Below are 22,591 nucleotides of genomic sequence, written 5' to 3'. Positions count from 1 at the left end.
GGTTACAGCAGGCCGGCGGCGCGTGCTGCTTCTTCGATGCCCTGGTAGTTTTCCGGCTTGGTATCAACAAAGCGGCTGGCGCGCTGCAGATCCAGGATCGCCTTGTGCTCGGGGTTCTCCGGATCCAGCTTGAGGAACGCCTGCTTGATGCGCTCGACCAGCTCGGGGTCCATGTCGCCACGTACTGTCCAGTTGTAATCGAAGTAGGTCGGAGTGGTGGTGTATACGCGAACCTTATCGGTATCGACTTTGCCATCTTCAACCAGCTTTTCCCAGACCGAGGCATTCAGCACGCCCGCATCCACACGGCCGGACTCTACCCAGGCGACGGTGGCATCGTGTGCGCCGGAATAGCCTACGCGGCCGAGGTAGTTATCCACGTCCAGACCGTCCTGCTGCATAAAGTAGCGCGGCATCAAATGGCCTGAGGTGGATGACACTGAGCCAAAGGCGAAACTCTTGCCTTTCAGGTCCTTGTGTTCCTTGATCTCGGGGTCGGCAGTAATAAAGGTGCTGGTGAATACCGCATCCTGTTCGCGCTGTACCAGTGGAATCGCGTCGCCAGTGCGCAGGCGCGCCTGAACGAAGGTAAAGCCGCCCAGCCAGGCCAGATCCAGACGCTTGGACCCCAGCGCTTCTACTACGCCGGCATAGTCGGAAACCGGTTGAAAGGTCACTTTCATATCCAGTTCTTTTTCCAGATAGGCGCCCAGCGGCTCGAACTTGCGCAGCAATTCGGTGGGGGCTTCATCGGGAATGGCCGAGACGCGCAGCACGTCTTGTTCGGCTAGGGCAGGGGCGGAAATAAAAGCAGTAGCAACAGACAGGCACAAGCCAGCCATGACGGCCAGCGGACGTTTGATCATCGACATGTGATTCTCCGGTTCAATAGCGGAAGACTCCTGGCCGGGTGTCGAATCCAGCCAGGGCAGGCGCGGATTGTAGCATGCGGAGGAAAAAGCACAGCGGGGTTTGCCTGGGCGCAGTGAGCCCAGCCCGTCTTTAACGTGCCAGGGTCAGGCGAGGTGGGAGACTAACAAGTCAGACGCCGGGGCCGCAGCGCACAATGCTGGCGCGGGCCAGGCGTTGATGGTCTGCCGATTCCAGCCAGCCCGCCGGGCGAATGCCGCGCCGGTCAGCGACAAACCGGTAGGTGTTACCGGCGCTGAAATCATCGTAATCGATACCGAGTATGCAAGTACGGTACTGCGGCTCGCCGAGCATGCCGGCACTGTTGGCCGAGCCGGGCACCTCATAGCGAAAGCGCATTTGCGCATTGTGCGCGCCGGGATGCAGATCAGGGAAGCGTAACCCCCGCACCAACTCGCCATCCAGCCGATAGGCGCTGATACGGTCGCCAGGCCGCTGGGTACTCAGCTCCAGGCGTGCCTGATCGCCAGCCAAGGGCGTTGGCGCCGGCGCGGCGCAGCCGATGGTCATCAAGATGCCAGCAGCAAGGGTGATCCAGCGCATCAGTTAACTCCGGTAAGTCCGTTGGTCTGCAGCACGTGCTGATTATCCAGACCAATAATCAGCGCGCGGGTGAGCTGTTCGCAAATAGGGTTGCCAAACAGGGCCGCGTATCAAGCAGCTGATATCTGCCCCTGAAAGCCCTGCGTTGATGATCATACTCAAGTTGACCCTGATATGGCCTAGGGGTTCTGTGAGAAAAGACTTCGGCATCAGCATTCTCACCGCCAGCTTCAGCAAGGCAAGCACTGATAAAGTGCGATCACTGCAACTGATAGATCTGGTTTGGTGATGCCGTAAAAGGCATTCTATTTGCCACATTTATAAGTATAAGTCGCCTTTCAATCCAGCCCGCGTGCTTTTATGACGCCGTGGTGTAAGGCCCTTCCAGGAGAACACAGCATGCAGAATCTAACAGGCAAGGTAGCGGTTATCACCGGTGGCGGGAGCGGATTGGGGCGCGAGCTGGCGCTGCGCTGTGCTGCGCGCGGCATGAAACTGGTGCTCGGTGATGTAGACGAAGCGGGCATGCAGGAAACGCTGAATCAGGTCAAGGCGCTGGACGCCAGCATCGAGTCCGCGACCATGCGCCTGGACGTGTCCAAGTTGGAGCAGGTGGAAGCCTTTGCCGCGCTGGCCAAAAGCCGTTTCGGCGGCGCGCATCTGCTGTTCAATAACGCCGGCGTCAGCGTCGGTGGTCCGGTCTGGATGAATACCCAGGCGGATTGGGAGTGGGTGGTTGGCGTCAATATGTACGGCGTCGCCTGGGGCCTGAAAGCCTTTACCCCAATGATGATCGAACAGGGCGAAGGCCATATCGTCAACGTCGCCTCGGCCGCTGGCTGGGTCAACGGCCCGAGCATGGCGGTCTATAACGCCACCAAGCATTCGGTCGTCGCCATCTCCGAGACCCTGGCCCTGGATCTGCGCGACGTTGGCGCCAAAGTCGGTGTGACCGTACTCTGCCCGGCTTTCTTCCCCACCGGCATCCACGACTCCGCCCGCAACCGCCCGGCGGATATGGCCGACACGCTCAAGCCCAGTGCGCTCGCTGAAGAACGCGCCGCAGCCCTGAAGGCGGCGATAGAGAAGGGTAGAATCAAAGCTGCGGACGTGGCCGAGATGACGCTCAAAGCTGTTGAGGACAATCAGTTCTACGTCTTCCCGCACCGCAAGATCAAAGAGCTGATCAAGCTGCGCGCCGCCGCTGCAGATGCAGAAACCACGGTCTTTGATTCCATGAACCCGTAAAGCTGGTTTTTACCGGGGGTGTCGAGTTCCATCTTGACACAGCGGTCTTGTTTGAAGGCCGCTGGTCGAGATGGTGTGTGGGTATTCTCAGGGTTTGTGTTTCCTGAACCCATCGCGGCGAGGCCGCCGCTCCCACAGGCCGGTGCTTCCCTCCAGTCCCGCGGCTCAGACCAATCCCCGCTACTCACCCTATCCCGGTAGGAGCGGTCGCCTGAGCGCGATAACAGCCTCTCAGCAATCAACCAACCCCCGAATAAGCACTCCCACTGGCGAGTATTCTCACCACAGCCGGACCCCGCTGCCCAACACGAGCACCAAGCCCTGCTGCCCCACCCATCCCGGTAGGAGCGGTCGCCTGACCGCGATAACAGCCTCTCAGCAATCAACCAACCCCCGAATAAGTACTCCCACTGGCGAGTATTCTCACCACAGCCGGACTCCGCTGCCCAACACCAGCACCAAACCCCGCTGCCCCATCCATCCCGGTAGGAGCGGTCGCCTGACCGCGATAACAGCCTCTCAGCAATCAACCAACCCCCCGAATACACCCAGCCACCATTTCACCCCACCATAGCCATCTTCTGCTCATTACCCATTGCCCCATCGCGCAACACAAACCGCTCCACCACCTGCTTCACATCCTGCCAGGCAGTCTTGTGTTCCAACTCCAGAAAATGCCCGGTATGCCGAATGGTCGCAAACTCCGACTGCGGCGCCATGCGCGAGAACCGCAGCGCATCGTCCGGCGAGGTATAGCGATCCAGCTCACCATTAATAAACAACAGCGGCGTATCGATATTGCCCACGCAGCCCATAAACCGATCGCGGTCCAGGCTGGCTACCTGGCGAATGTGAAAGAGCATCTGCGCATATTCGAACTCTTCCAGCGTACTCACATGGCGGAAGTTGCAGCGCTTGAACAGCGGCGGCAGATGCTCGCCAATGGTGTCATTAATCAGGTTACCGATCGCCTGGCGATCGCACGCCCCCAGCGCAGCACGCGCATTGCTCAGGTAATCCAGCATGGGCGAATTCAAAATCGGCGAGAACGAGCTGATGATGGCTTTGTTGATCCGTGCCGGGCGCTGCGCCAATGCCAGCAACGCCGCAACACTGCCCCAGGAAAACGCCAGCAGATGATCAGCACGAAAATGCTCGATCAGCTCCAGCAGGATCAGCGCTTCGTCCTCCTTGCCAATCAGCGGCAACTGCCGATTGTGCACGCGTGACTGGCCTTGGTAGGGCTGGTCATAGGTCACCACATTAAAGATCGGCGTCAGGTATTTGAGGCTGGCATTGAACGACACGCTGGTCGCCAACGAGCCATTGACCAGAATGATGGTCGCGGCAGTGTGCGGGTTGGGGTAGAAGCAGGTATGCACCTTCAAATCGCGGTGCACGCGTATTAGCGCTTTTTCTGCGTACATGGGGCACCTCTTGGGGAGTGTTTAGGCGCAGCTTCTATGCGCGCCTATGAATTCCCTACAGCTAACGCCACGCAGATGACAAGGGCGTTGCACCCCAGTACCGCCGGTCAATCTTCATAGAGATGTCATACAAACCAGAGCTGCGCTGCGGCTGCCTGGGGGTGTCGAGTTCCACCTCGACACCAAGGTGTAACCGCAGAACCTGCAGGCCGAGATGGAACTCGGCCGTCCCGGCGGTAGTGTTGTCCCCTGGGGGTGTCGAGTTCCACCTCGACACAAAGGTATAACCGCAGAACCCGCAGGCCGAGATGGAACTCGGCCGTCCCGGCGGCAGTGTTGTCCCCTGGGAGTGTCGAGTTCCACCTCGACACAAAGGTATAACCGCAGAACCTGCAGGCCGAGATGGAGCTCGGCCATCCCAGGGGCAAAGCCTTATGGTTTCTTGACGAAGATCATAATCTGATTAGCGCAAATGGCTAACACTGAATAAGTGAGACCCATCCCCATCATAGAGGCTGTCTGTATGACCCTGGAAAAGCACGACCTGATCCACGAAATGCCCGAATCGAAAGAAGCCATTCACCACCTGAAAACCAGTAACAATCATTTTGCAAAACTGTTTGACGAGTACCATGAGGTAGATCACGCAGTGCATCGCTTCGAAACGGGTGTAGAGAACGCCTCCGACGAGCACCTGGAGAGCCTCAAGAAGCAGCGCCTCAGCCTTAAAGATCAGTTGGCTGGCATGATTCGCGACTACGATTCGTCAATACTTAGTGGGTCTTGAGTTCTTCCCCGCGCCGGGTGACTGCGGAGCCCGGCTTCCTTACTCTGCCCCCAGCTTCTTGACCCCAGCTTCTTTCCCGCTGCTACCACCTATCCCGTTGGTAGCGGTTGCCTCACCGCGAAACAGCCACCTCAAAAATCCAAAGCTCCCGAATACGCCCAGCCACCTGAGCATCGCCGCCCTCTGCATGCAAAAGACGAGACCTGACTCCAGCCATGCTACTTCCGGCTTGATCCTTCTCAAGCGTTACGCTGACCCCAGTTTCTCCCCCGCGGCCGTCCCAGTGGCATTGCTGTTCTCTGGGAGTGTCGAGTTCCACCTCGACACAGCAGTGTGTCAGGAGAACCCGCAGGCCGAGATGGAACTCGGCCGTCCCAGCGCCTCAAGTTATTCCCGCCCCTGTCGATACACAACCATCGGCATGGCATCTGGTTGGCGTCAAAACTGCGTCAGGTGCTTGGAAGGGCTTTTTTGTTTCGCTAAGTAGTTGTCAAGCAAACAAATAATTATTTTGAAATTAACCCTAAAGCTCTTGGCCAGTACGCCGATACAGTAACTGAATGCGAACTCACTGGGTGCCTGGGCAAAGCCGGCCCGCGAGTCGCAAGCTCAGGCAAACTAACGCTCTACGAGGTAATACATCATGGCTCTAACAGTCGGCACGAACGTAGCGTCACTCAACGCCCAACGTAACCTGGGTATGTCCACCAGCAATCTGTCCACCTCGCTGGAGCGTCTGGCCACGGGTTCGAAGATCAACAGCGCGAAGGACGATGCTGCAGGCCTGCAGATCTCCAACCGCCTGACCAACCAGATCAACGGTCTGAGTGTAGCGGTCAAGAACGCCAATGATGGTGTCTCCATTGCCCAGACTGCTGAAGGCGCGATGCAGGAATCAACCAACATCATGCAGCGTATGCGTGACCTGGCGCTGCAATCGGCCAACGGTTCCAACAGCGATACCGAGCGTGCCGCTCTGCAGCAGGAATTTTCCTCGCTGTCCGGTGAATTGACCCGTATTTCTGAAACCACTGCTTTCGGTGGCAAGAAATTGCTCGATGGCTCTATGGGTAATACCAGCTTTCAGATCGGCGCTGCAGCTAACGAAACCGTGTCTTTTGGCCTGAGCAGCGTGAGTGCATCGTCTCTTAAAGGTACTTTCAGCTCTGCTACCGCAGCCGGTGGAACGAACCAGCTTTCTGCTGAAGTTGTTGGCAAGCAAGTTCTAACTGCATCAGCGACCGCTAAGGGTGTGGAAGAATTTAATATCGCCACCACTCTGGGTACGGCTGGCGCTGGTAGGCTTGATATAAATGGTACAGAAGTCGAATTGCTAGCTACTGATACCTTGGACAATGTTGTTGCTAAGATCAATGAAGCCGGTATCACCGATATCACCGCTACGAATTCGAGTGGGCAGTTAGTTATAGCAAATGGTGACGGAACTGATGCTGCCACTCTGGGTGGCGATGCAGGCACTCTTGCAGCATTTGGTCTGGGATCTACGACTTCCATCGCGGCCTCTGGCGCTACCACCCCTGGAGGTACGACCTTTGCCGAACAGGGGTTGGTAGCCTCAGCTGGTGCTGGTAATCTGATTATTGGCTCCTCCGCCATAAAAGTTGCTGAGGACGATACTCTTGCTGACGTCGTAACTAAAATCAACGAACAGAGTAGTAACACAGGTGTTCGTGCTTCGACTGAGCTTAATGCAGCAGGTACGGCCGAGGTTCTAGTCCTAAGCTCTAACTCGGCCTTCACTATCGATCCCAGCAGCACTGCCGGGACTCTAGCCGCGTTGGGTTTGGAGGACAGTGATCTTGGTGTTACCGATGGAGCAGTTGAAAGTGATGGTGCTGGCCTCCCTGCCGCAGCCAAAATTTCTATAAACGGTGCTGACATCAGCTTCGCGGCAGGTAGCTCCGTTTCCGATATCGCAGGTGCAATCAACGGTAGTGCAGATATTGAGGGCATAACAGCCAGCGTTACTCAAGATGGCCGTCTGAAGCTTAACTCTGAAGATGGTAAAGAAATCAAATTGGCAGATGCGGCTGGAAGTGCTGGATCGCTGCAGGCTCTTGGTCTGTCATCCGGTACCACTGATGCCAAGCTTACCGAGAATACTTCGATCAACCTGAACGGTACCGAAGTCAAGCTGGCCAAGGGTAGCAATCTGGATTCGATTGTTACCGCCATAAATACTGCCAGCACCGGGGTCAGCGCGAGCAAAACTGATGCTGGCACTCTGGAGCTGTTCTCCGGTAACGAGTCGTTCACTGTAGCTGACGGCGCAGCCGGCACTGGCCTGGCTGCCCTGGGTCTGACTGGTGCTGCTGGCACGCAAAATGGTGTGGTAGTTGAATCATCTGTCAGCAACCTGGACATCACCAGTGCTGAAGGCGCACAGCAGGCCATCTCGGTGCTGGACGGCGCCATGCAGCAGATCGACAGCGAGCGCGCCAAGCTGGGTGCGGTGCAGAACCGCTTTGATTCGACCATCAGTAACCTGCAGAACATCAGCGAAAACGCCTCTGCCGCCCGCGGCCGGATCGTTGACACTGACTACGCAGCTGAATCTGCCAATCTGGCCAAAAACCAGATCATGCAGCAGGCCGGTACTGCGATGTTGGCCCAGGCCAACCAGCTGCCCCAGGCCGTTCTGAGCCTCTTGGGCTAAGATCGAAACGGAGCTAGACTGCGGGGGGAGGGGTTGCGCCTTCCCTCCGCTTTTTCCTTTGTGAGGTAAAGACCATGGAAATGGGCGTTCTCAAACCGTTTGAAATCACTAGCAGTGCGCGCACCGGTGTTGCGGTTGAGGCGGCTAAAGCTGGCACCAGTGCCGGCATGCAGACGGACACCGCAGCAGCTAAAACGCAAAGCGAAAAGGCTGGAACACAAAGCCCTCTCGCACAACAGCCTGTCGAAACTGACCGTGAAACACTTGATGCGGCCGTGTCCGATATGCAGAATTTTGTCCAGTCGGTTCAGCGTGATATCAACTTCAATGTTGATGACAGCAGCGGCCGGGTGGTAATTAATGTAACCGAGGGAGTCAGTGGCGATGTGATTCGCCAGATCCCGTCGGAAGAAGCATTGCGGCTGTCGGAGAACTTGTCCGAAATTCGCAGCTTGCTGTTCAAAGCAGAAGCCTGAGAGCTCTGTTGGCCGGTTTGACTGGCACATAACTTGCCTGCATAACCGGGACATTCTCATCGGTAAGCAGACCGTCAATTAACGGTCACAAGGGCAGGTATTATGGCTATTCAAGGTATAGGCTCAGGTATCGGGTCAGGGATGGATATCAACGGTATCGTCAAGGCCCTGGTTGATGCGGAAAGTGCTCCCAAGACGGCTCAGTTAAATCGCCTGGAAAAGGCCACTACGGCCAAGTTCTCAGGCCTCAGTCAGTTCAAGAATGCGCTGTCTGAATTCCAGACCGTGTTGAAAGAGCTGAACAATCCCTCCTTGTTTGAAAAGCGCAGTGCCTCGTCGGGAAAAGCCGATGTGTTCACTGTGAAAGCCGATGCTAGCGCTGTTTCTGGCAATTACAATGTTCAGGTATTTAACCTCGCTCAAACTAGCAAAGTGGCCTTGCGCGGTGTTGAAAATCCCTCGGCGCAGATTGGTACTGGCACCCTCACCGTCAGCGCCGGCGATAAAACCATTAATGTTGATGTAACCGCTGAGAATAATAGCCTTACCGGTATTCGCGATGCGATTAACGCCTCCGGTAAGTCGGCAGGTATCAGCGCGACTATCGTGAATGATCCTGGTGCCGAAGGCGGGGCTCGTCTGGTTTTGAGTTCTTCCTCCTTTGGTACGGGTAATGATCTCAGTGTCACCTCAGAGTCGACCTCAGGTGATCTGTCGGTGTTGAATTTCACTGCGCCGGAAACGTCCGATTTCGCTGCACAACCGATTGATCCCGATAACCCGCTAGAGCCCCGGGTTATCAGTTACGCCCGCGACGCCAACGTGGCGATCGACGGTATTCCTATCAGCAGTGCTAGCAATGAAATCAGCGAGGCCATTGAAGGGGTCACCATTACCCTGCAAAAGGCTCAGACCGCCGATGAGCTGGAGGGCGCCAGTACCATTAATCTGAATGTGGGCGAAGATAAGGCCGGGGTGACATCAGCGGTCAACAAGTTCGTCGATGCTTATAATAAATTGATCGGCACTGTCGATTCCCTGACCTCAGTCACTAGCGTGGGTGGGGAGAACGGCGAACCATTGGCCGCAGCTTTGGTGGGCGACTCGTCGGTGCGCTCATTTATGGCGTCCATGCGTAGCGAGCTGGGTAGTGCGTCCAGCAGTGGTGGGCCTTTCAGAATTTTGGCTGATCTGGGAGTGACTACCCAGCGTGATGGTACCTTGGCGGTGGATGATGCTCGCCTCAGTACTGCTCTTAACGATAACTTTGACCAGTTAGGCGGTTTTTTGACAGGAGCAGACGGGCTGATGGGTCGGTTAGAGGGCAAGGTCAAGCCGTATGCGGAAACCGGCGGTATTCTTGAGAGTCGTACTTCTGCGCTACAGAATACGTTGAACGGCCCAGGTGGTGTTGATGAGCAGCGAGAACAATTGAATCGTCGGCTCGAACAACTGGAGGCTCGTTTGTTCTCCCAGTTTAACGCGATGGATTCGCTGGTGGGGCAGTTAACGAGTACCAGCAACTTCCTGACTAGTGCTCTGGACAGCCTCCCGGGCTCGGTCAGACAGGATAAAAACTAAATGAAAAGCCCTATCGATACGTATAAGCAGGTCAACATTTCCCAGGAAGTGTCCCAATACCGCGCTGTGCAGTTGCTGCTGGATGGCGCCATAGAGCGCCTGAAGCTGGCCAGGCATGCGCAGGCTACTGGTAACCCCGAGCGGCGTGGCCTGGCCGTCAGCAGCACCATCAGTATTATTGGTGCATTACAGGCGGCGTTGGATAAAGATTTGGGCGGCGAGATTGCCGAAAATCTGGACGCGCTTTATGACTATATGACCCGTAAGCTGGCCGGTGTGGCCTTGGATGATACGCCGCGTTCGCTGGATGAAGTGCTGGCGTTGCTGCAGGAAATAAAGGAAGGTTGGGACGGTATAGAACCAACCTGAAACACCGCCCGACCATAAAAGGGTATTACCCAAGGCCCGCTTGATTAAACTCAGCGGGCCTTGTTGCATCAGCATCCCGGCAAATAAAGATTAAAGTTTTTCGCGTGAGGCCGATACATTGAACATGTATTATCAACCTCAGGACCTGCCCATGAACGCCTATGCTGCGATGAAGCAATACCAGACCGTTAACGTCAACGCTCAGGTCAGTGAAGCGGACCCGCATCGCTTGATTCAAATGCTGATGGAAGGCGGTTTGCAGCGTTTAGCCCAAGCCAAGGGTGCCATGCAGTTCAATAATATTCCGCTCAAGGGCGAGTTGATTGGTAAGTGCGTGGCTATCATTGGCGGATTGCGTGACGGGTTGGATTTGGACAAGGGTGGTGAAGTAGCCGCCAACCTGGATAGCCTCTACGCCTTTATGATCCAGCGTCTGAGCATAGCCAACCTGAAAAACGATGCGGCTATTCTGGATGAGGTCGCCGCTTTGCTGCGCGACGTCAAGGAAGGCTGGGATGGCATTCGCCAATACTGAGGACAGACCATGACCGTTGCAGTCAAGCAGTTGGAAGACACCCACCAGGCACTGGTAGAAGCAGTACATGCCGGTGACTGGCAGCAGGTCAGTCAGCTCGATCATGTGTGCCGTGAGTTGGTCGCCCAGGCGATGGCGGAAGACGGCCGTGAAGACCAGGCGCTGGCCGATGCGCTGGATAACCTGCTGAGCACCTATCGCGAAGTGGTCGCTTTGTGTCAGGCAGTGCAGGGTAAGCTCGCTGAAGAGCTGCAGGAGCTGCAACGCAGCAAGCAGGGCGCCAAGGTCTACCAGATGTTCAGCTGAGCGCTGAGCGTTATCACAAGAGCTGCCGGTGGCTGTGCTGGGTTACGGGTAGCTGCTGATTCCGTCTGAATAAAAAATGCCGTTTAACTGCGCCAACTATTTGACTATGATGTCGAATCTGACTAACGTTGGCGCCTAGATTATTCAAGTGGCAAAGCGCTATCAGCGTTAATTGCCCGGATTGCGTGTTTACAGGACGCCCGTCATTCTTATGCTGCCCAACAGCCATATCCTCCTAATTGATGATGCACCGTCTAGCCGCCATGATTTGAGCGTGATTCTGTCGTTTCTGGGCGAGGATGCGGTTATTACTACCTCTGCCGCCTGGCAGCAAGACGTGGAGGCGCAAGCCGCTTCCTCTGGCAGCTTCAAATGCGTGATTCTGGGCCATTGTGAGTGTGCGCATGGCATGCAGGGCTTACTCGCGCAATTGGACAAGTGGGATGAAAATCTCCCGGCCATTCTGCTCGATGCAGAACAGGCCAGCCGTTGGCCGGAGCACCTGCGCCAACGTCTGCTGGCCGTGCTGCCGCCACCGCTGAGCTATAACCAGCTGCTTGATTCCCTGCACCGCGCCCAGGTCTACCGCGAGGTCTACGATGACCGCGACCGTCAGCGTCAGCGCGAGCCCAATCTGTTCCGTAGTCTGGTTGGCACCAGCCGCAGTATTTTTTCCGTTCGGCAGATGATGCAACAGGTAGCCGATACCGAAGCCACAGTATTGATTCTTGGCGAATCGGGTACCGGCAAGGAAGTGGTGGCGCGTAACCTGCATTATCACTCCAAGCGTAAGGACCAGCCCTTTGTTCCGGTCAATTGCGGTGCTATTCCGGCGGAATTGCTCGAGAGTGAACTGTTCGGCCACGAGAAGGGCGCCTTTACCGGGGCCATCACCAGCCGCGCCGGGCGCTTTGAATTGGCCCAGGGCGGCACCTTGTTTCTCGATGAAATTGGCGATATGCCGCTGCCGATGCAGGTCAAGTTGTTGCGTGTGTTGCAGGAGCGCACTTTTGAGCGGGTCGGCAGCAACAAGGTTCAGACTGCGGACGTACGGGTGATTGCCGCGACGCACAAGAATCTTGAGCAGATGATTGAGCAGGGCGGTTTCCGTGAGGATCTGTATTACCGTTTGCATGTGTTCCCGATCGAGATGCCGGCCATGCGTGAACGGATCGAAGATCTGCCGCTGCTGCTCAACGAGCTGATTACTCGCCTGGAAAAGGAAAAGCGCGGCTCTATTCGCTTCAGCACCTCGGCGATCATGTCGCTGTGCCAACATGACTGGCCGGGTAACGTGCGCGAGTTGGCTAATCTGGTCGAGCGTATGGCGATCATGCATCCACATGGGGTGATCGGCGTGGGCGAGCTGCCACGCAAGTTCCGCTATGTTGAGGATGACCAGGAAGATCTGCGTAATGCCAACAATAGGGAAGACGAGCGGGACGAAGCCTTTACCGGCCTGGTTGGGCTGAATAGCCCGGCGTTCCTGCCGCCCGATGGCCTGGACCTGAAGGAATACCTGGGCGGCCTGGAGCAAACGCTGATTCAGCAGGCGCTGGATGAATGTAACAGCGTGGTCGCGCGGGCCGCCGAACGCCTGCGCATACGCCGTACTACCCTGGTTGAGAAGATGCGCAAGTACGGCATCAACCGCGGCATGGAGCTGTCAGAAGACTGACGCTGTTTTATTTTTTAGCGCGCAAGCTATTGTTTATATTGAGTTGTTTGTTGATGGCACGCGCCTTGCTTTATCGCCCCTGAAGCTTTCTTTTTGTATTCAGGGGATTCCCGATGGTACTCACTGCCCAACACCTGCTCACCTCTCACACAGATCAAACCGGGCTGCACTCCGCGGACGCTGCACCCCGGGATGAGGCGCAGCTGACAGCGGCCTATGAGTTGTTCCGGCAGATGTCTGGCCAGTTGTCAGGCTCCTACGCACTGCTCCAGGATCAGGTCAGCAGCCTCCAAGCCCAGTTGGATCAGGTGCATGCCCAGCGCCATCGTGAGTTGGCGGAAAAAGCCTGCCTGGCCTCGCGCCTGCAAAATCTGCTCGACCTGCTGCCCGGTGGCGTGGTGGTGCTGGATGGTAATGGCGTGGTGCGCGAGTCCAATCCCGCGGCCCGTGACCTGCTCGGCGAGCCGCTGGAAGGTCAGCTATGGCGCGACCTGATCCGCGAACGCTTTGCCCCACGCGAAGATGATTACCACGAAGTCTCCCTGCGCAGTGGCCGCCGGGTGTCGCTGGCGACCCGCTCGCTGCTCGGTGAGCCGGGCCAGATCATCCTGATCAACGATCAGACCGAAACCCGCCAGTTGCAGAGCCAATTGGCGCGCCACGAGCGTCTTTCGGCGCTGGGCCGCATGGTTGCGTCATTGGCCCACCAAATCCGCACGCCGCTATCCACCGCGATGCTCTATGCCAGCCACTTGCACGATCCGCATCTGCCAGCGGAACAGCGCCAGCGTTTCGGTGAGCGCTTGAGTAGCCGGCTGAAAGCCATGGAGCATCAGGTGCGCGACATGTTGCTGTTTGCCAAGGGCGACTTGCCGCTGGAAGACCATATCAGTCTGGCGCAGTTTTTTGACGCACTGCAGGCCGAGGCCGAGCCTTTGCTTGAGCTAGCCAGCGCGGCGTGCCGCTGGGACAACCGCTGCGCGGACGATCTGATGCTGACTTGTAACCGCGACACCCTGGTGGGGGCGGTGACCAACCTGATTGATAACGCGATCCAGGCCGGCGGCTCCGCGGCCAGGCTAAAGGTCTGTGCCCGCTTGATCGAAGGCCAGCTCAGTCTCAGTGTGGTGGATGTCGGTTGTGGCATGCAGCCTGAGCAGCGCGCGCAGATTGGCGAGCCCTTTTATACCACCCGCGCCCAGGGCACGGGGTTGGGTGTGTCGGTGGTCAAATCAGTGGCGCGTGCCCATGGTGGCGCGTTCTTTTTACGCAGCAAGGCCGGCTGGGGCACCAGCGCCGAGCTGCTGCTGCCGGTACGCCATAGCGCTGCACCGGTGAGCGCAGCCACAGCGCAGGAGCAGTCGCTATGAGCCAGCTACGCCCCCGCATTCTGTTAGTGGAAGATGACCGCGCGCTGCGTGAAGCCCTGTGCGAGACCCTGAGCCTGGGCGGCTATGACGCCCTTGAGGCCGGCGATGGCGATGCGGCATTGGCGCTATTGCAGCGTGAATCGGTGTGCATGGTGGTCAGCGATGTCAACATGCCGGGCATGGACGGTCATCGTCTGTTGCGTAATCTGCGTCAGCAGCATCCGCACTTGCCGGTGTTGCTGATGACTGCCTATGGCACCGTTCAGCAGGCAGTGGAAGCGATGCGCGATGGCGCGGTGGATTATCTGGTCAAGCCGTTCGAGCCGCGAGCGTTGCTGGAGTTGGTTGCCCAGCACGCACAGGGTCGTCTGCGGGCTGGCAAACTGGATGGGCCTGTTGCCGTGGAGCCCTCCAGTCAACAACTGTTGCACCTGGCCTCACGCGTAGCGGCCAGTGACTCCACCGTGCTGATCTCCGGTGAGTCGGGGACCGGCAAGGAAGTGCTAGCGCGCTTTATTCACCAGCATTCGACCCGCGCCGAGCAGCCGTTTATCGCGATCAACTGCGCGGCGATTCCGGACAATATGCTCGAGGCGACCCTGTTCGGTCACGAGAAGGGCTCTTTTACCGGCGCGGTCGCCTCGCAGCCCGGCAAGTTCGAGCAGGCTAACGGTGGTACTTTGCTGCTGGACGAGATTTCCGAAATGCCATTGGGCTTGCAGGCCAAGTTGCTGCGGGTATTGCAGGAACGCGAGGTGGAGCGGGTTGGCGGGCGCAAGCTGATCCAGCTGGATATTCGCGTGATTGCGACTACCAACCGCGACTTGCCGGCGGAGGTGGCGGCTGGCCGCTTCCGCGAAGATTTGTATTACCGTCTGGGGGTTTTTCCGCTGCAGTGGCAACCGCTGCGTAATCGCCCCGGCGATATTTTGCCGATCGCCCAGCGATTGCTCGACAAACACACCCGGAAAATGAACCAGCCGCCGGTGCGCTTTGCCAGCGATGCCTGTCAGGTGCTGCAACAGCATAGTTGGCCGGGGAACGTCCGAGAGCTAGACAATGCCGTGCAACGGGCGTTGATTCTGCATGCGGGTGGGGTAATTCATGCTCAGGATCTGTGTCTGGCGGTATTGCCGGGCAGCCCATTGAGTGTGCCGATGGCAAATGGACCGCTGTGGGATGCGGGTGGGGCTGCGCTGCCCGCGGATTTTGATGTGCCTGCGGTGGCGGGCGTCGATAATCTGACGCAGGGGCGGTTTGGCCCTTCGTCTTGTGTTTCTGATGAAGCCGCCACTGACTTGGGGACGGGAGTTAGGCAGCGCGAATATCAATTGATTATTGATGTGCTGCGCGCTGAGCGCGGCAAACGCAAGGAAGCGGCTGACAAACTGGGTATCAGCCCGCGTACGCTGCGTTACAAGCTGGCGCAGATGCGTGATGCGGGGCTGGATGTAGAGGCGAGTTTGTACGCGGGGTGAGGTCAAGGGCATCGCGGCGAGGCCGCCGCTCCCACTGGGTTCGGCGGTTTAGGCTGGATGGGCGGCTGGGTTTGTGGATTGGTGTCTGGCTTTGGGTTTGATGTGGGTTTGATTTTGATTCTGGTGGGAGCACCGACCTCGGTGCGACGGGTTGGCGGGACGCGGGTCCATCAGAAAAGCATCGCGGCGGGGCCGCCGCTCCCACCGGATTCGGCGGTTGTAGGCTGGATGGGCGGCTGGGTTTGTGGGTTGGTGTCTGGCTTTGGGTTTGATGTGGGTTTGGTTTTGATTCTGGTGGGAGCACCGGCCTCGGTGCGATGGGTTGGCGGGACGCGGGTCCATCAGAAAAGCATCGCGGCGGGGCCGCCGCTCCCACCGGATTCGGCGGTTGTATGCTGGATGGGCGGCCGGGTTTGTGGATTGGTGTCTGGCTTTGGGTTTGATGTGGGTTTGGTTTTGATTCTGGTGGGAGCACCGGCCTCGGTGCGATGGGTTGGCGGGGAGCTGGTTTGGCAGAAGGGCATCGCGGCGGGGCCGCCGCTCCCACCGGATTCGGCGGTTGTATGCTGGATGGGCGGCCGGGTTTGTGGGTTGGTGTCTGGCTTTGGGTTTGATGTGGGTTTGATTTTGATTCTGGTGGGAGCACCGGCCTCGGTGCGATGGGTTGGCGGGACGCGGGTCCATCAGAAAAGCATCGCGGCGAGGCCGCCGCTCCCACCGGGTTCGGCGGTTTAGGCTGGATGGGCGGCTGGGTTTGTGGATTGGTGTCTGGCTTTGGGTTTGATGTGGGTTTGGTTTTGATTCTGGTGGGAGCACCGGCCTCGGTGCGATGGGTTGGGCGGGACGCTGGTCCATCAGAAAAGCATCGCGGCGAGGCCGGTGCTCCTCGGGAGGCGTGAGCGCTCCCGCAGGGTGGTAAAATCCTCGGCGTTTCTCTTCTAGTCATTAGTCGATGTTGGCATCATTCCTGCTTTACTAACTCCAACGCAATCCACGCCGTCAAAAAACTCGCGGCCCGGAGATAGTCATGACTCAAGGTGTTGAATTCAATCGTCTGATGTTGCAGATGCGCTCGATGCAGATGGAGGCCATGGGCCGCCCTCAGCCGCCAGTGCAACTGGAGCAGAACGTCAATGGACCGGCCTTTGAAAACGTCCTCAAGCAGGCGGTCGATAAGGTCAGTGAAATGCAGAGCACCACCAGCGACCTGCAGAGTGCTTACGAGCGTGGGGTACCCGGTGTCGATTTGACTGAAGTGATGATTGCGGCACAAAAATCCAGTGTGGCCTTCCAGGCTGTGACCCAAGTACGCAATAAGATGGTCAATGCGTACGAGTCCATCATGAACATGCCCATCTGAGCATAATAATAGTTGCCTTGCCGTGATTGACCGAGGGTAGAACATGGATAACGCCAATACCGCCAACACACCTGCGACCCGGCCTGGGCCGGCGCTGGGCAGTGAGCGCAAGCCTTTTATGGGCTTGGCCGCGCTCGACAATCTGTCGCAGTTGCCCATGCTGCGACAGTTTGCGCTGTTGATTGGCCTGGCGGCGAGCGTCGCGATTGGCTTTGCTGTAGTGCTCTGGTCACAGGAGCCGGATTACCAGACGCTGTACAACAATATGGAAAATTACGATTCGGCCCAGGTGGTGGATGTCCTCACGCAGGCGCGCATCAAGTACCGTGTTGAACCCAACAGTGGCGCCCTATTGGTGGCGACCGACGATCTTTCCGCTGCCCGTATGCGCTTGGCTGCAGCTGGAGTCAGCGCCCGCGACAATAATCTGGGTTACGAGATTCTCGACCGCGAGCAGGGCTTGGGCACTAGCCAGTTTATGGAAACCACCCGCTATCGCCGCGGCCTGGAAGGTGAGATGGCACGTACCATCTCCAGCCTGTACAACATCAAGTCCGCCCGGGTGCACATCGCCATGCCCCGTTCCACGGTGTTTGTCCGTGAGGATCGCAAGCCCAGCGCCTCGGTGCTGCTGGAAATGTATGCCGGGCGCAATCTCGAGCCAGCGCAGGTAATGGCTATCGTCAATTTGGTGGCGACCAGTATTCCCGAGCTGAGCAAGGATCAGGTCACGGTTGTCGACCAGAATGGCAATCTGCTGTCCGATCAGGACGAATTGAGCGAGCTGACTGTTGCCGGCCGCCAGTTTGATTACACCAGGCGTATGGAAGACACCTTTACCCGCCGCGTACACAATATTCTGCAACCCATTGTCGGTGCCGGCCGCTACAAGGCGGAAGTGTCGGCGGATGTTGATTTCAGTGCGGTGGAATCGACCGCAGAAATGTACAGTCCCGAGTCGGCGTTGCGCAGCGAGCAGGTCATGTCTGAACAGCGCACGGCCGGTCTGGGCCCGCAGGGTATTCCTGGTGCGCTGAGCAATCAGCCTCCTGGCGCGGTAACGGTGCCGGAAGTAGCCGTGGATCCAGTGACCGGTGAGCCGGTGCTGCCGGCAGTGCCGCGCGATTCCCGTGAACAGGCGACGCGCAATTACGAGCTGGATCGGCAGATCAGTTATACCCGCCAGCAGCAGGGCCGTTTGCGTCGGCTGTCGGTCGCTGTGGTGGTCGATGATCCGGTGACCGTCAATGCCGAAACCGGCGAAAGCGTACGCACGCCCCTGAGTGAGGCGGATATCGCCCAACTGACCCGCCTGGTGCAGGATGCGGTGGGTTTTGATGCCAGCCGCGGGGATAGCGTCAGCGTGATCAACAGCCCCTTTGTGGCTGCTGCCGAGCTGGAGCCTTTGCCGGCCATACCCTTCTGGTCCGAGGCCTGGTTCTGGGATCTGGCCAAGCAGGTTCTGGGAATACTCTTTATACTGGTGCTGGTATTTGGTGTGCTGCGCCCGGTATTAAAAAACCTGACCAGCCAGCCGCAAAACCGTGGTTTGGCCGGCTACCCGGCCGAGCTGGGCGGCATGGACGACGATCTGCGTGATGATCGGGTCAGTCTTTCCGGCCCGGCAGGTAGTGCAGCGGTGTTGTTGCCGCCACCGGGTGCCGGTTATGAGCAGCAACTGAATGCCATCAAGGGCTTGCTCGCCGAAGATACCGGCCGGGTAGCCCAGGTCGTCAAAGAGTGGATTAACGCCGATGAGTGAAGAAGCTGCCAAGCGCCCGGCCAAGATGTCCAAGCTGGACAAGGCTGCGATATTTCTGCTGAGCCTCGGCGAGTCTGATGCCGCTGCGATTCTCAAGCATATGGGCCCCAAGGAAGTACAGCGGGTAGGCAGCGCTATGGCTGGCTTGCGCACGGTTCACCGTGAGCAGGTGCAGCAGGTCATGGGTGATTTCATCGATACCGTGGGTGATCAAACCGGTTTGGGTGTCGGCGCAGATGGCTACATTCGCACGATGCTGACTCAGGCGCTGGGCGAAGACAAAGCCAACAGTCTGGTAGATCGTATTCTGCTCGGGGGCAGTACCTCAGGACTCGATAGCCTGAAGTGGATGGAGCCGCGCGCGGTCGCGGACGTGATTCGCTTTGAACATCCGCAGATCCAGGCCATTGTGGTGGCCTACCTGGACCCCGACATGGCGGCCGAGGTGATCGGTTTCTTTGACCACAAGGTGCGCCTCGATGTCTTGCTGCGGGTGGCTGCGCTGAATACCGTGCAGCCTTCGGCGTTGAAAGAACTGAACGAAATTCTCGAGAAACAGTTTGCCGGCAACTCCAATACTACCCGAGCGAACATGGGCGGGATCAAGCGCACGGCCGACATCATGAACTACCTGGAGTCGGGCACCGAGTCGCAGCTGATTGAAGCGATTCGCGAGATGGATGAAGACTTGTCCGGCAAGATCGAGGACCTGATGTTCGTCTTCGATAATCTGGCTGAGGTGGATGATCGGGGTATTCAGGCGCTGCTGCGCGAGATTTCCTCCGAGGTGTTGATCATCGCGCTGAAAGGCGCGGATGAAGCGATCAAGGACAAAATCCTCAAGAATATGTCCAAGCGTGCCTCCGAACTACTGCAGGATGATCTGGAGGCCAAGGGCCCGGTGCGGATCAGTGAAGTCGAGGCGGCGCAGAAAGAAATTCTGACCATTGCCCGGCGCATGGCCGACGCAGGCGAAATTGTCCTGGGCGGCAAGGGCGGCGAGGAAATGATCTAGTGGAGTCAGCGCAATGAAGCGTCCAGCGCCCGCTGCGCGGACCAAGGACAGCGAGCTGCTGCGCGGAGGCGAGCTGGCTGGCTTTGCACTCTGGGATATGCCCAGCTTCGATGCCGCAGAGCATCAGGTGCCGGTGGAGCGCGAGGAAGAGGCACAGGCGCAGGCTGAAGACGCCGAGCTGGCTGCCGAGGAGGCGAAGGAGGAACCGGGCCCGAAACCCTATACGGTTGAGGAACTCGAGCAGGTTCGCGAAGAGGCTTACAACGAAGGCTTTGCTACAGGCGAAAAAGATGGCTTTCATTCCGGCCAGCTCAAGGGCCAGCAGGAGGCCCGGGTCAAGCTTGATGCGCGCATGGATGAGCTGGAAAAGGTCATGATTCAGTTGCTCGAGCCCATGCGTGAGCAGGACGATCAGATTGAAGACATGCTGCTGAAGTTAGTTGAAACCATGGTCCGTGAGGTTATTCAGCGCGAGCTGAAGACCGATTCAAGCCAGATCACCGCAGTATTGCGCGGCGCTCTGAAGGCGCTGCCGATGGGCGCCGAGAATATCCGTATTTATCTCAATCCCGCTGATTTCGATGCCGCCAAGGCTTTGCGCGAGCGTCATGAGGAAAAATGGCGGCTGCTGGAAGACGATCAACTGTTGCCTGGCGGCTGCCGGATTGAAACCGAGCACAGCCAGCTCGACGCCACCCTGGAAACTCGCCTGCAACAGATCACCACGCAATTATTCGAGCAGCAGCGCGAGCAGCGAGTGCGCCCGCCAGAGCCCGATATTAGCCTGCCTGAAATCGGCGTGGAGCCCGCAGCCGACCTAGGGAGCGCGGATGAGCCGGTTTGAGCGCATCAGTTTTGCCAGGCGCCTGGCCCGTTACCCCGATGCATTGAAGTTGCCGCAGGAGCCGGTGGTGGAAGGGCGCCTGATTCGTATGGTTGGGTTGACGCTGGAAGCCGAAGGCTGCAAGGCGCCTGTCGGCAGCCGTTGTATGGTGATCAGTGAAACCCCGCAGGGCGGCCGTACCCAGATCGAGGCGGAGGTGATGGGTTTTTCCGGAAGCAAGATTTATCTGCTGCCGGTCGACAGTTTGCAGGGGGTTCAGCCCGGTGCCCGAGTGGTACCGTCCAAGGGCGGCGGCAAGCTGCCAATGGGCTACGCCATGCTCGGCCGGGTGGTGGATGGTATTGGTCGGCCGCTCGACGGCAAGGGCGATTTCAAAGCCGACGACTGGGTCGATCTGAATGGCCCAACGATCAACCCGCTCAAGCGTCATCCGATTGACGAGCCGCTGGATGTTGGCATCCGTTCGATCAATAGCCTGCTCACTGTTGGCCGTGGCCAGCGGCTCGGGCTATTTGCCGGCAGTGGTGTTGGCAAGAGTGTGTTGTTGGGCATGATGACGCGCTTTACCGATGCTGATATCACCATTGTCGGGTTGGTGGGTGAACGCGGCCGCGAGGTGAAGGAGTTCATCGAGCAGATTCTCGGCGAGAAGGGTATGGCCCGTTCGGTCGTGGTTGCCTCCCCGGCAGACGATGCGCCACTGATGCGCTTGCGCGCGGCGATGTATTGCACGCGTATTGCAGAGTACTTCCGCGACCAGGGCAAGAACGTGTTGTTGCTGATGGATTCGCTGACGCGCTTTGCCCAGGCGCAGCGGGAAATCGCCCTGGCGATCGGCGAACCACCCGCGACCAAGGGATATCCGCCGTCCGTGTTCGCCAAGTTGCCGCAACTGGTGGAGCGCGCCGGTAATGCCGAGCAGGGCGGTGGGTCAATCACCGCGTTCTATACGGTGTTGTCCGAGGGCGACGATCAACAGGACCCGATTGCCGACGCCTCACGGGCGATTCTCGACGGTCACGTGGTCCTGTCGCGGCGGCTGGCCGAAGAGGGGCATTACCCGGCGATTGATATCGAAGCCTCGATCAGCCGCGCCATGCCGCAGATTGTCAGCGAGGAGTACCTGCAAAAAGCACAGCAGTTCAAGCAACTCTACGCGCGCTACCAGCAGAGCCGCGACCTGATTAGTGTTGGCGCCTACTCCGCCGGGTCTGACCCGCTGACCGACAAAGCCATGGAGAAAATGCCGGAAATGCAGGCGTTTCTGCGCCAGGGGCTGCAGGTCAAAGTCAATCTGGCTGACAGCCAGACCTCGCTGGAGCAGTTGATCAGCCATGAGTGAGAGCCGCATTCGGCGTCTGACACCCGTGCTGGATATCGCTCTGGATGAAGAACGCAAGGCCGCAGGCATACTTGGCGATTGTCAGCGTCAGTTGGATGACGCCGAGGCGCGGCTGCGTGACCTGGAATTATATTGCAAGGAATATCAGAACGGCTGGACCCAGCGCGGCCAGCAGGGCGTCGGCCGCGACTGGCTGCTCAACTATCAGCGCTTTCTGGGGCAGATGCAGACCGCCATCGACCAACAACATCAGACCGTACTCTGGCACCGGCAAAGCCTCGGCAAGGCCCGTGAGGTCTGGCGTCAGCGTTATCAACGGCTGGAAGCGATGCGCAAATTGATTGAGCGCTATCAGCAGGAAGCGCGGATGCGGGCAGACAAGCAGGAGCAGAAATTGCTCGATGAATTGTCCCAACGGGCTTTCGACCGCAATAGAAATAATTCCTGACAGGGTCCATACCCTGTGCTAAAGCTTATAAAGGTAGAAAAGTTTGATTGAAGCTTTCTGCCTCCCCGCACCCCCTTCAATCCTACAATGTCCAACAAGGATTCCAGTATGCCGATCAAGGCGACTTTATCAGCAGACGCTCAGGAACTGACAATCAGAGTGGTAGGGCGTTTCGACTTCAGTGCTCACCAGGAATTTCGTGAAGCCTATGAGCGTGGTGGTTTGACCCCGGAGCGTTACATTGTAGATTTGCATGATGCCGACTATATCGATAGTTCTGCGCTGGGCATGCTCTTGCTGTTGCGCGATCACGCTGGCGGCGACACGGCCGATATCAGCATCGTGCGCTGCAATGCCGATGTGCGTAAGGTGTTGAATATCTCCAACTTTGAACGTAAGCATCCGGTCAGTACCG

General features: G+C 58.0%; 21 protein-coding genes. 18 read left to right on the top strand and 3 right to left on the bottom strand.

Annotated elements, in window-relative coordinates:
- Window positions 1–2: 2 nt before the first annotated feature.
- Both K787_RS0114445 and K787_RS23275 read right to left on the bottom strand, forming a co-directional pair.
- Window positions 3–866: a putative selenate ABC transporter substrate-binding protein gene (locus K787_RS0114445; RefSeq protein WP_028614959.1), complete on the bottom strand. Its 864-nt coding sequence runs from the start codon at window positions 864–866 to the stop codon at window positions 3–5.
- Between the two features lie 175 nt (window positions 867–1,041).
- Window positions 1,042–1,473, bottom strand: coding sequence for a PA0061/PA0062 family lipoprotein (locus tag K787_RS23275; RefSeq protein WP_022963515.1), 432 nt, complete (start codon window positions 1,471–1,473; stop codon window positions 1,042–1,044).
- A 399-nt stretch (window positions 1,474–1,872) separates the two neighbouring features.
- Here K787_RS23275 and K787_RS23270 point away from each other — a divergent pair, with 399 nt between their 5' ends.
- Window positions 1,873–2,721 carry an SDR family NAD(P)-dependent oxidoreductase gene (locus K787_RS23270; RefSeq protein ID WP_022963513.1) on the top strand — a complete coding sequence of 283 codons (849 nt, stop codon included), beginning with the start codon at window positions 1,873–1,875 and terminating at the stop codon, window positions 2,719–2,721.
- Between the two features lie 560 nt (window positions 2,722–3,281).
- Here K787_RS23270 and K787_RS0114425 read toward each other — a convergent pair.
- Entirely contained in the window at window positions 3,282–4,148 is an 867-nt protein-coding gene (locus K787_RS0114425) for an alpha/beta fold hydrolase (protein ID WP_022963512.1), read from the bottom strand.
- 523 nt (window positions 4,149–4,671) lie between these two features.
- Between K787_RS0114425 and K787_RS0114420 the strand changes: the two genes are divergently transcribed.
- From K787_RS0114420 to K787_RS23265, 17 genes are all read left to right on the top strand, one after another.
- Window positions 4,672–4,935, top strand: a complete 264-nt coding sequence (locus K787_RS0114420; protein ID WP_022963511.1) for an HP1242/YdcH family protein — start codon at window positions 4,672–4,674, stop codon at window positions 4,933–4,935.
- Window positions 4,936–5,578: 643 nt separating this feature from the next.
- Window positions 5,579–7,612 (top strand): flagellin N-terminal helical domain-containing protein, encoded by a 2,034-nt coding sequence (locus tag K787_RS0114410; RefSeq protein ID WP_022963509.1) that lies wholly within the window; start codon window positions 5,579–5,581, stop codon window positions 7,610–7,612.
- A 74-nt stretch (window positions 7,613–7,686) separates the two neighbouring features.
- On the top strand, window positions 7,687–8,088 hold the full coding sequence (locus K787_RS0114405) for a flagellar protein FlaG (RefSeq protein WP_022963508.1): 402 nt from the start codon (window positions 7,687–7,689) through the stop codon (window positions 8,086–8,088).
- Window positions 8,089–8,190: 102 nt separating this feature from the next.
- Entirely contained in the window at window positions 8,191–9,669 is a 1,479-nt protein-coding gene (fliD, locus tag K787_RS0114400) for a flagellar filament capping protein FliD (RefSeq protein ID WP_022963507.1), read from the top strand.
- The gene (gene fliS, locus K787_RS0114395; RefSeq protein WP_022963506.1) at window positions 9,670–10,038 is read left to right on the top strand and encodes a flagellar export chaperone FliS; all 369 of its coding nucleotides are present in this window, start codon (window positions 9,670–9,672) and stop codon (window positions 10,036–10,038) included.
- 151 nt (window positions 10,039–10,189) lie between these two features.
- On the top strand, window positions 10,190–10,573 hold the full coding sequence (gene fliS / locus K787_RS0114390; protein WP_022963505.1) for a flagellar export chaperone FliS: 384 nt from the start codon (window positions 10,190–10,192) through the stop codon (window positions 10,571–10,573).
- Between the two features lie 9 nt (window positions 10,574–10,582).
- Window positions 10,583–10,879, top strand: a complete 297-nt coding sequence (fliT, locus tag K787_RS0114385) for a flagellar protein FliT (protein ID WP_022963504.1) — start codon at window positions 10,583–10,585, stop codon at window positions 10,877–10,879.
- Between the two features lie 211 nt (window positions 10,880–11,090).
- The gene (locus K787_RS0114380; protein ID WP_022963503.1) at window positions 11,091–12,557 is read left to right on the top strand and encodes a sigma-54 dependent transcriptional regulator; all 1,467 of its coding nucleotides are present in this window, start codon (window positions 11,091–11,093) and stop codon (window positions 12,555–12,557) included.
- 113 nt (window positions 12,558–12,670) lie between these two features.
- Complete coding sequence (locus K787_RS0114375; RefSeq protein WP_022963502.1) at window positions 12,671–13,927, top strand: sensor histidine kinase; 1,257 nt, start codon at window positions 12,671–12,673, stop codon at window positions 13,925–13,927.
- Window positions 13,924–15,405 carry a sigma-54-dependent transcriptional regulator gene (locus K787_RS0114370; RefSeq protein WP_022963501.1) on the top strand — a complete coding sequence of 494 codons (1,482 nt, stop codon included), beginning with the start codon at window positions 13,924–13,926 and terminating at the stop codon, window positions 15,403–15,405. The genes K787_RS0114375 and K787_RS0114370 overlap by 4 nt, the downstream gene beginning before the upstream one ends.
- A 1,027-nt stretch (window positions 15,406–16,432) precedes the next feature.
- Entirely contained in the window at window positions 16,433–16,765 is a 333-nt protein-coding gene (gene fliE, locus K787_RS0114360) for a flagellar hook-basal body complex protein FliE (RefSeq protein WP_022963499.1), read from the top strand.
- Between the two features lie 43 nt (window positions 16,766–16,808).
- Window positions 16,809–18,527: a flagellar basal-body MS-ring/collar protein FliF gene (gene fliF / locus K787_RS0114355; RefSeq protein WP_022963498.1), complete on the top strand. Its 1,719-nt coding sequence runs from the start codon at window positions 16,809–16,811 to the stop codon at window positions 18,525–18,527.
- Window positions 18,520–19,542: a flagellar motor switch protein FliG gene (gene fliG, locus K787_RS0114350; RefSeq protein ID WP_022963497.1), complete on the top strand. Its 1,023-nt coding sequence runs from the start codon at window positions 18,520–18,522 to the stop codon at window positions 19,540–19,542. Before fliF ends, fliG begins: the two co-directional genes overlap by 8 nt.
- A gap of 13 nt (window positions 19,543–19,555) precedes the next feature.
- Complete coding sequence (fliH, locus tag K787_RS0114345) at window positions 19,556–20,386, top strand: flagellar assembly protein FliH (protein ID WP_022963496.1); 831 nt, start codon at window positions 19,556–19,558, stop codon at window positions 20,384–20,386.
- Window positions 20,373–21,728 carry a flagellar protein export ATPase FliI gene (fliI, locus tag K787_RS0114340; RefSeq protein ID WP_022963495.1) on the top strand — a complete coding sequence of 452 codons (1,356 nt, stop codon included), beginning with the start codon at window positions 20,373–20,375 and terminating at the stop codon, window positions 21,726–21,728. Before fliH ends, fliI begins: the two co-directional genes overlap by 14 nt.
- Complete coding sequence (gene fliJ / locus K787_RS0114335) at window positions 21,721–22,176, top strand: flagellar export protein FliJ (protein WP_022963494.1); 456 nt, start codon at window positions 21,721–21,723, stop codon at window positions 22,174–22,176. The genes fliI and fliJ overlap by 8 nt, the downstream gene beginning before the upstream one ends.
- A 108-nt stretch (window positions 22,177–22,284) precedes the next feature.
- On the top strand, window positions 22,285–22,591 hold a 307-nt coding region (locus K787_RS23265), incomplete at its 3' end, for an STAS domain-containing protein (RefSeq protein WP_022963493.1).

It is taken from the genome of Halopseudomonas pelagia CL-AP6, from assembly GCF_000410875.1.
GTDB lineage: Bacteria > Pseudomonadota > Gammaproteobacteria > Pseudomonadales > Pseudomonadaceae > Halopseudomonas > Halopseudomonas pelagia.
The sequence above is the reverse complement of the archived record's forward strand: the minus strand, read 5'-3'. Positions and strand labels throughout refer to the sequence as shown.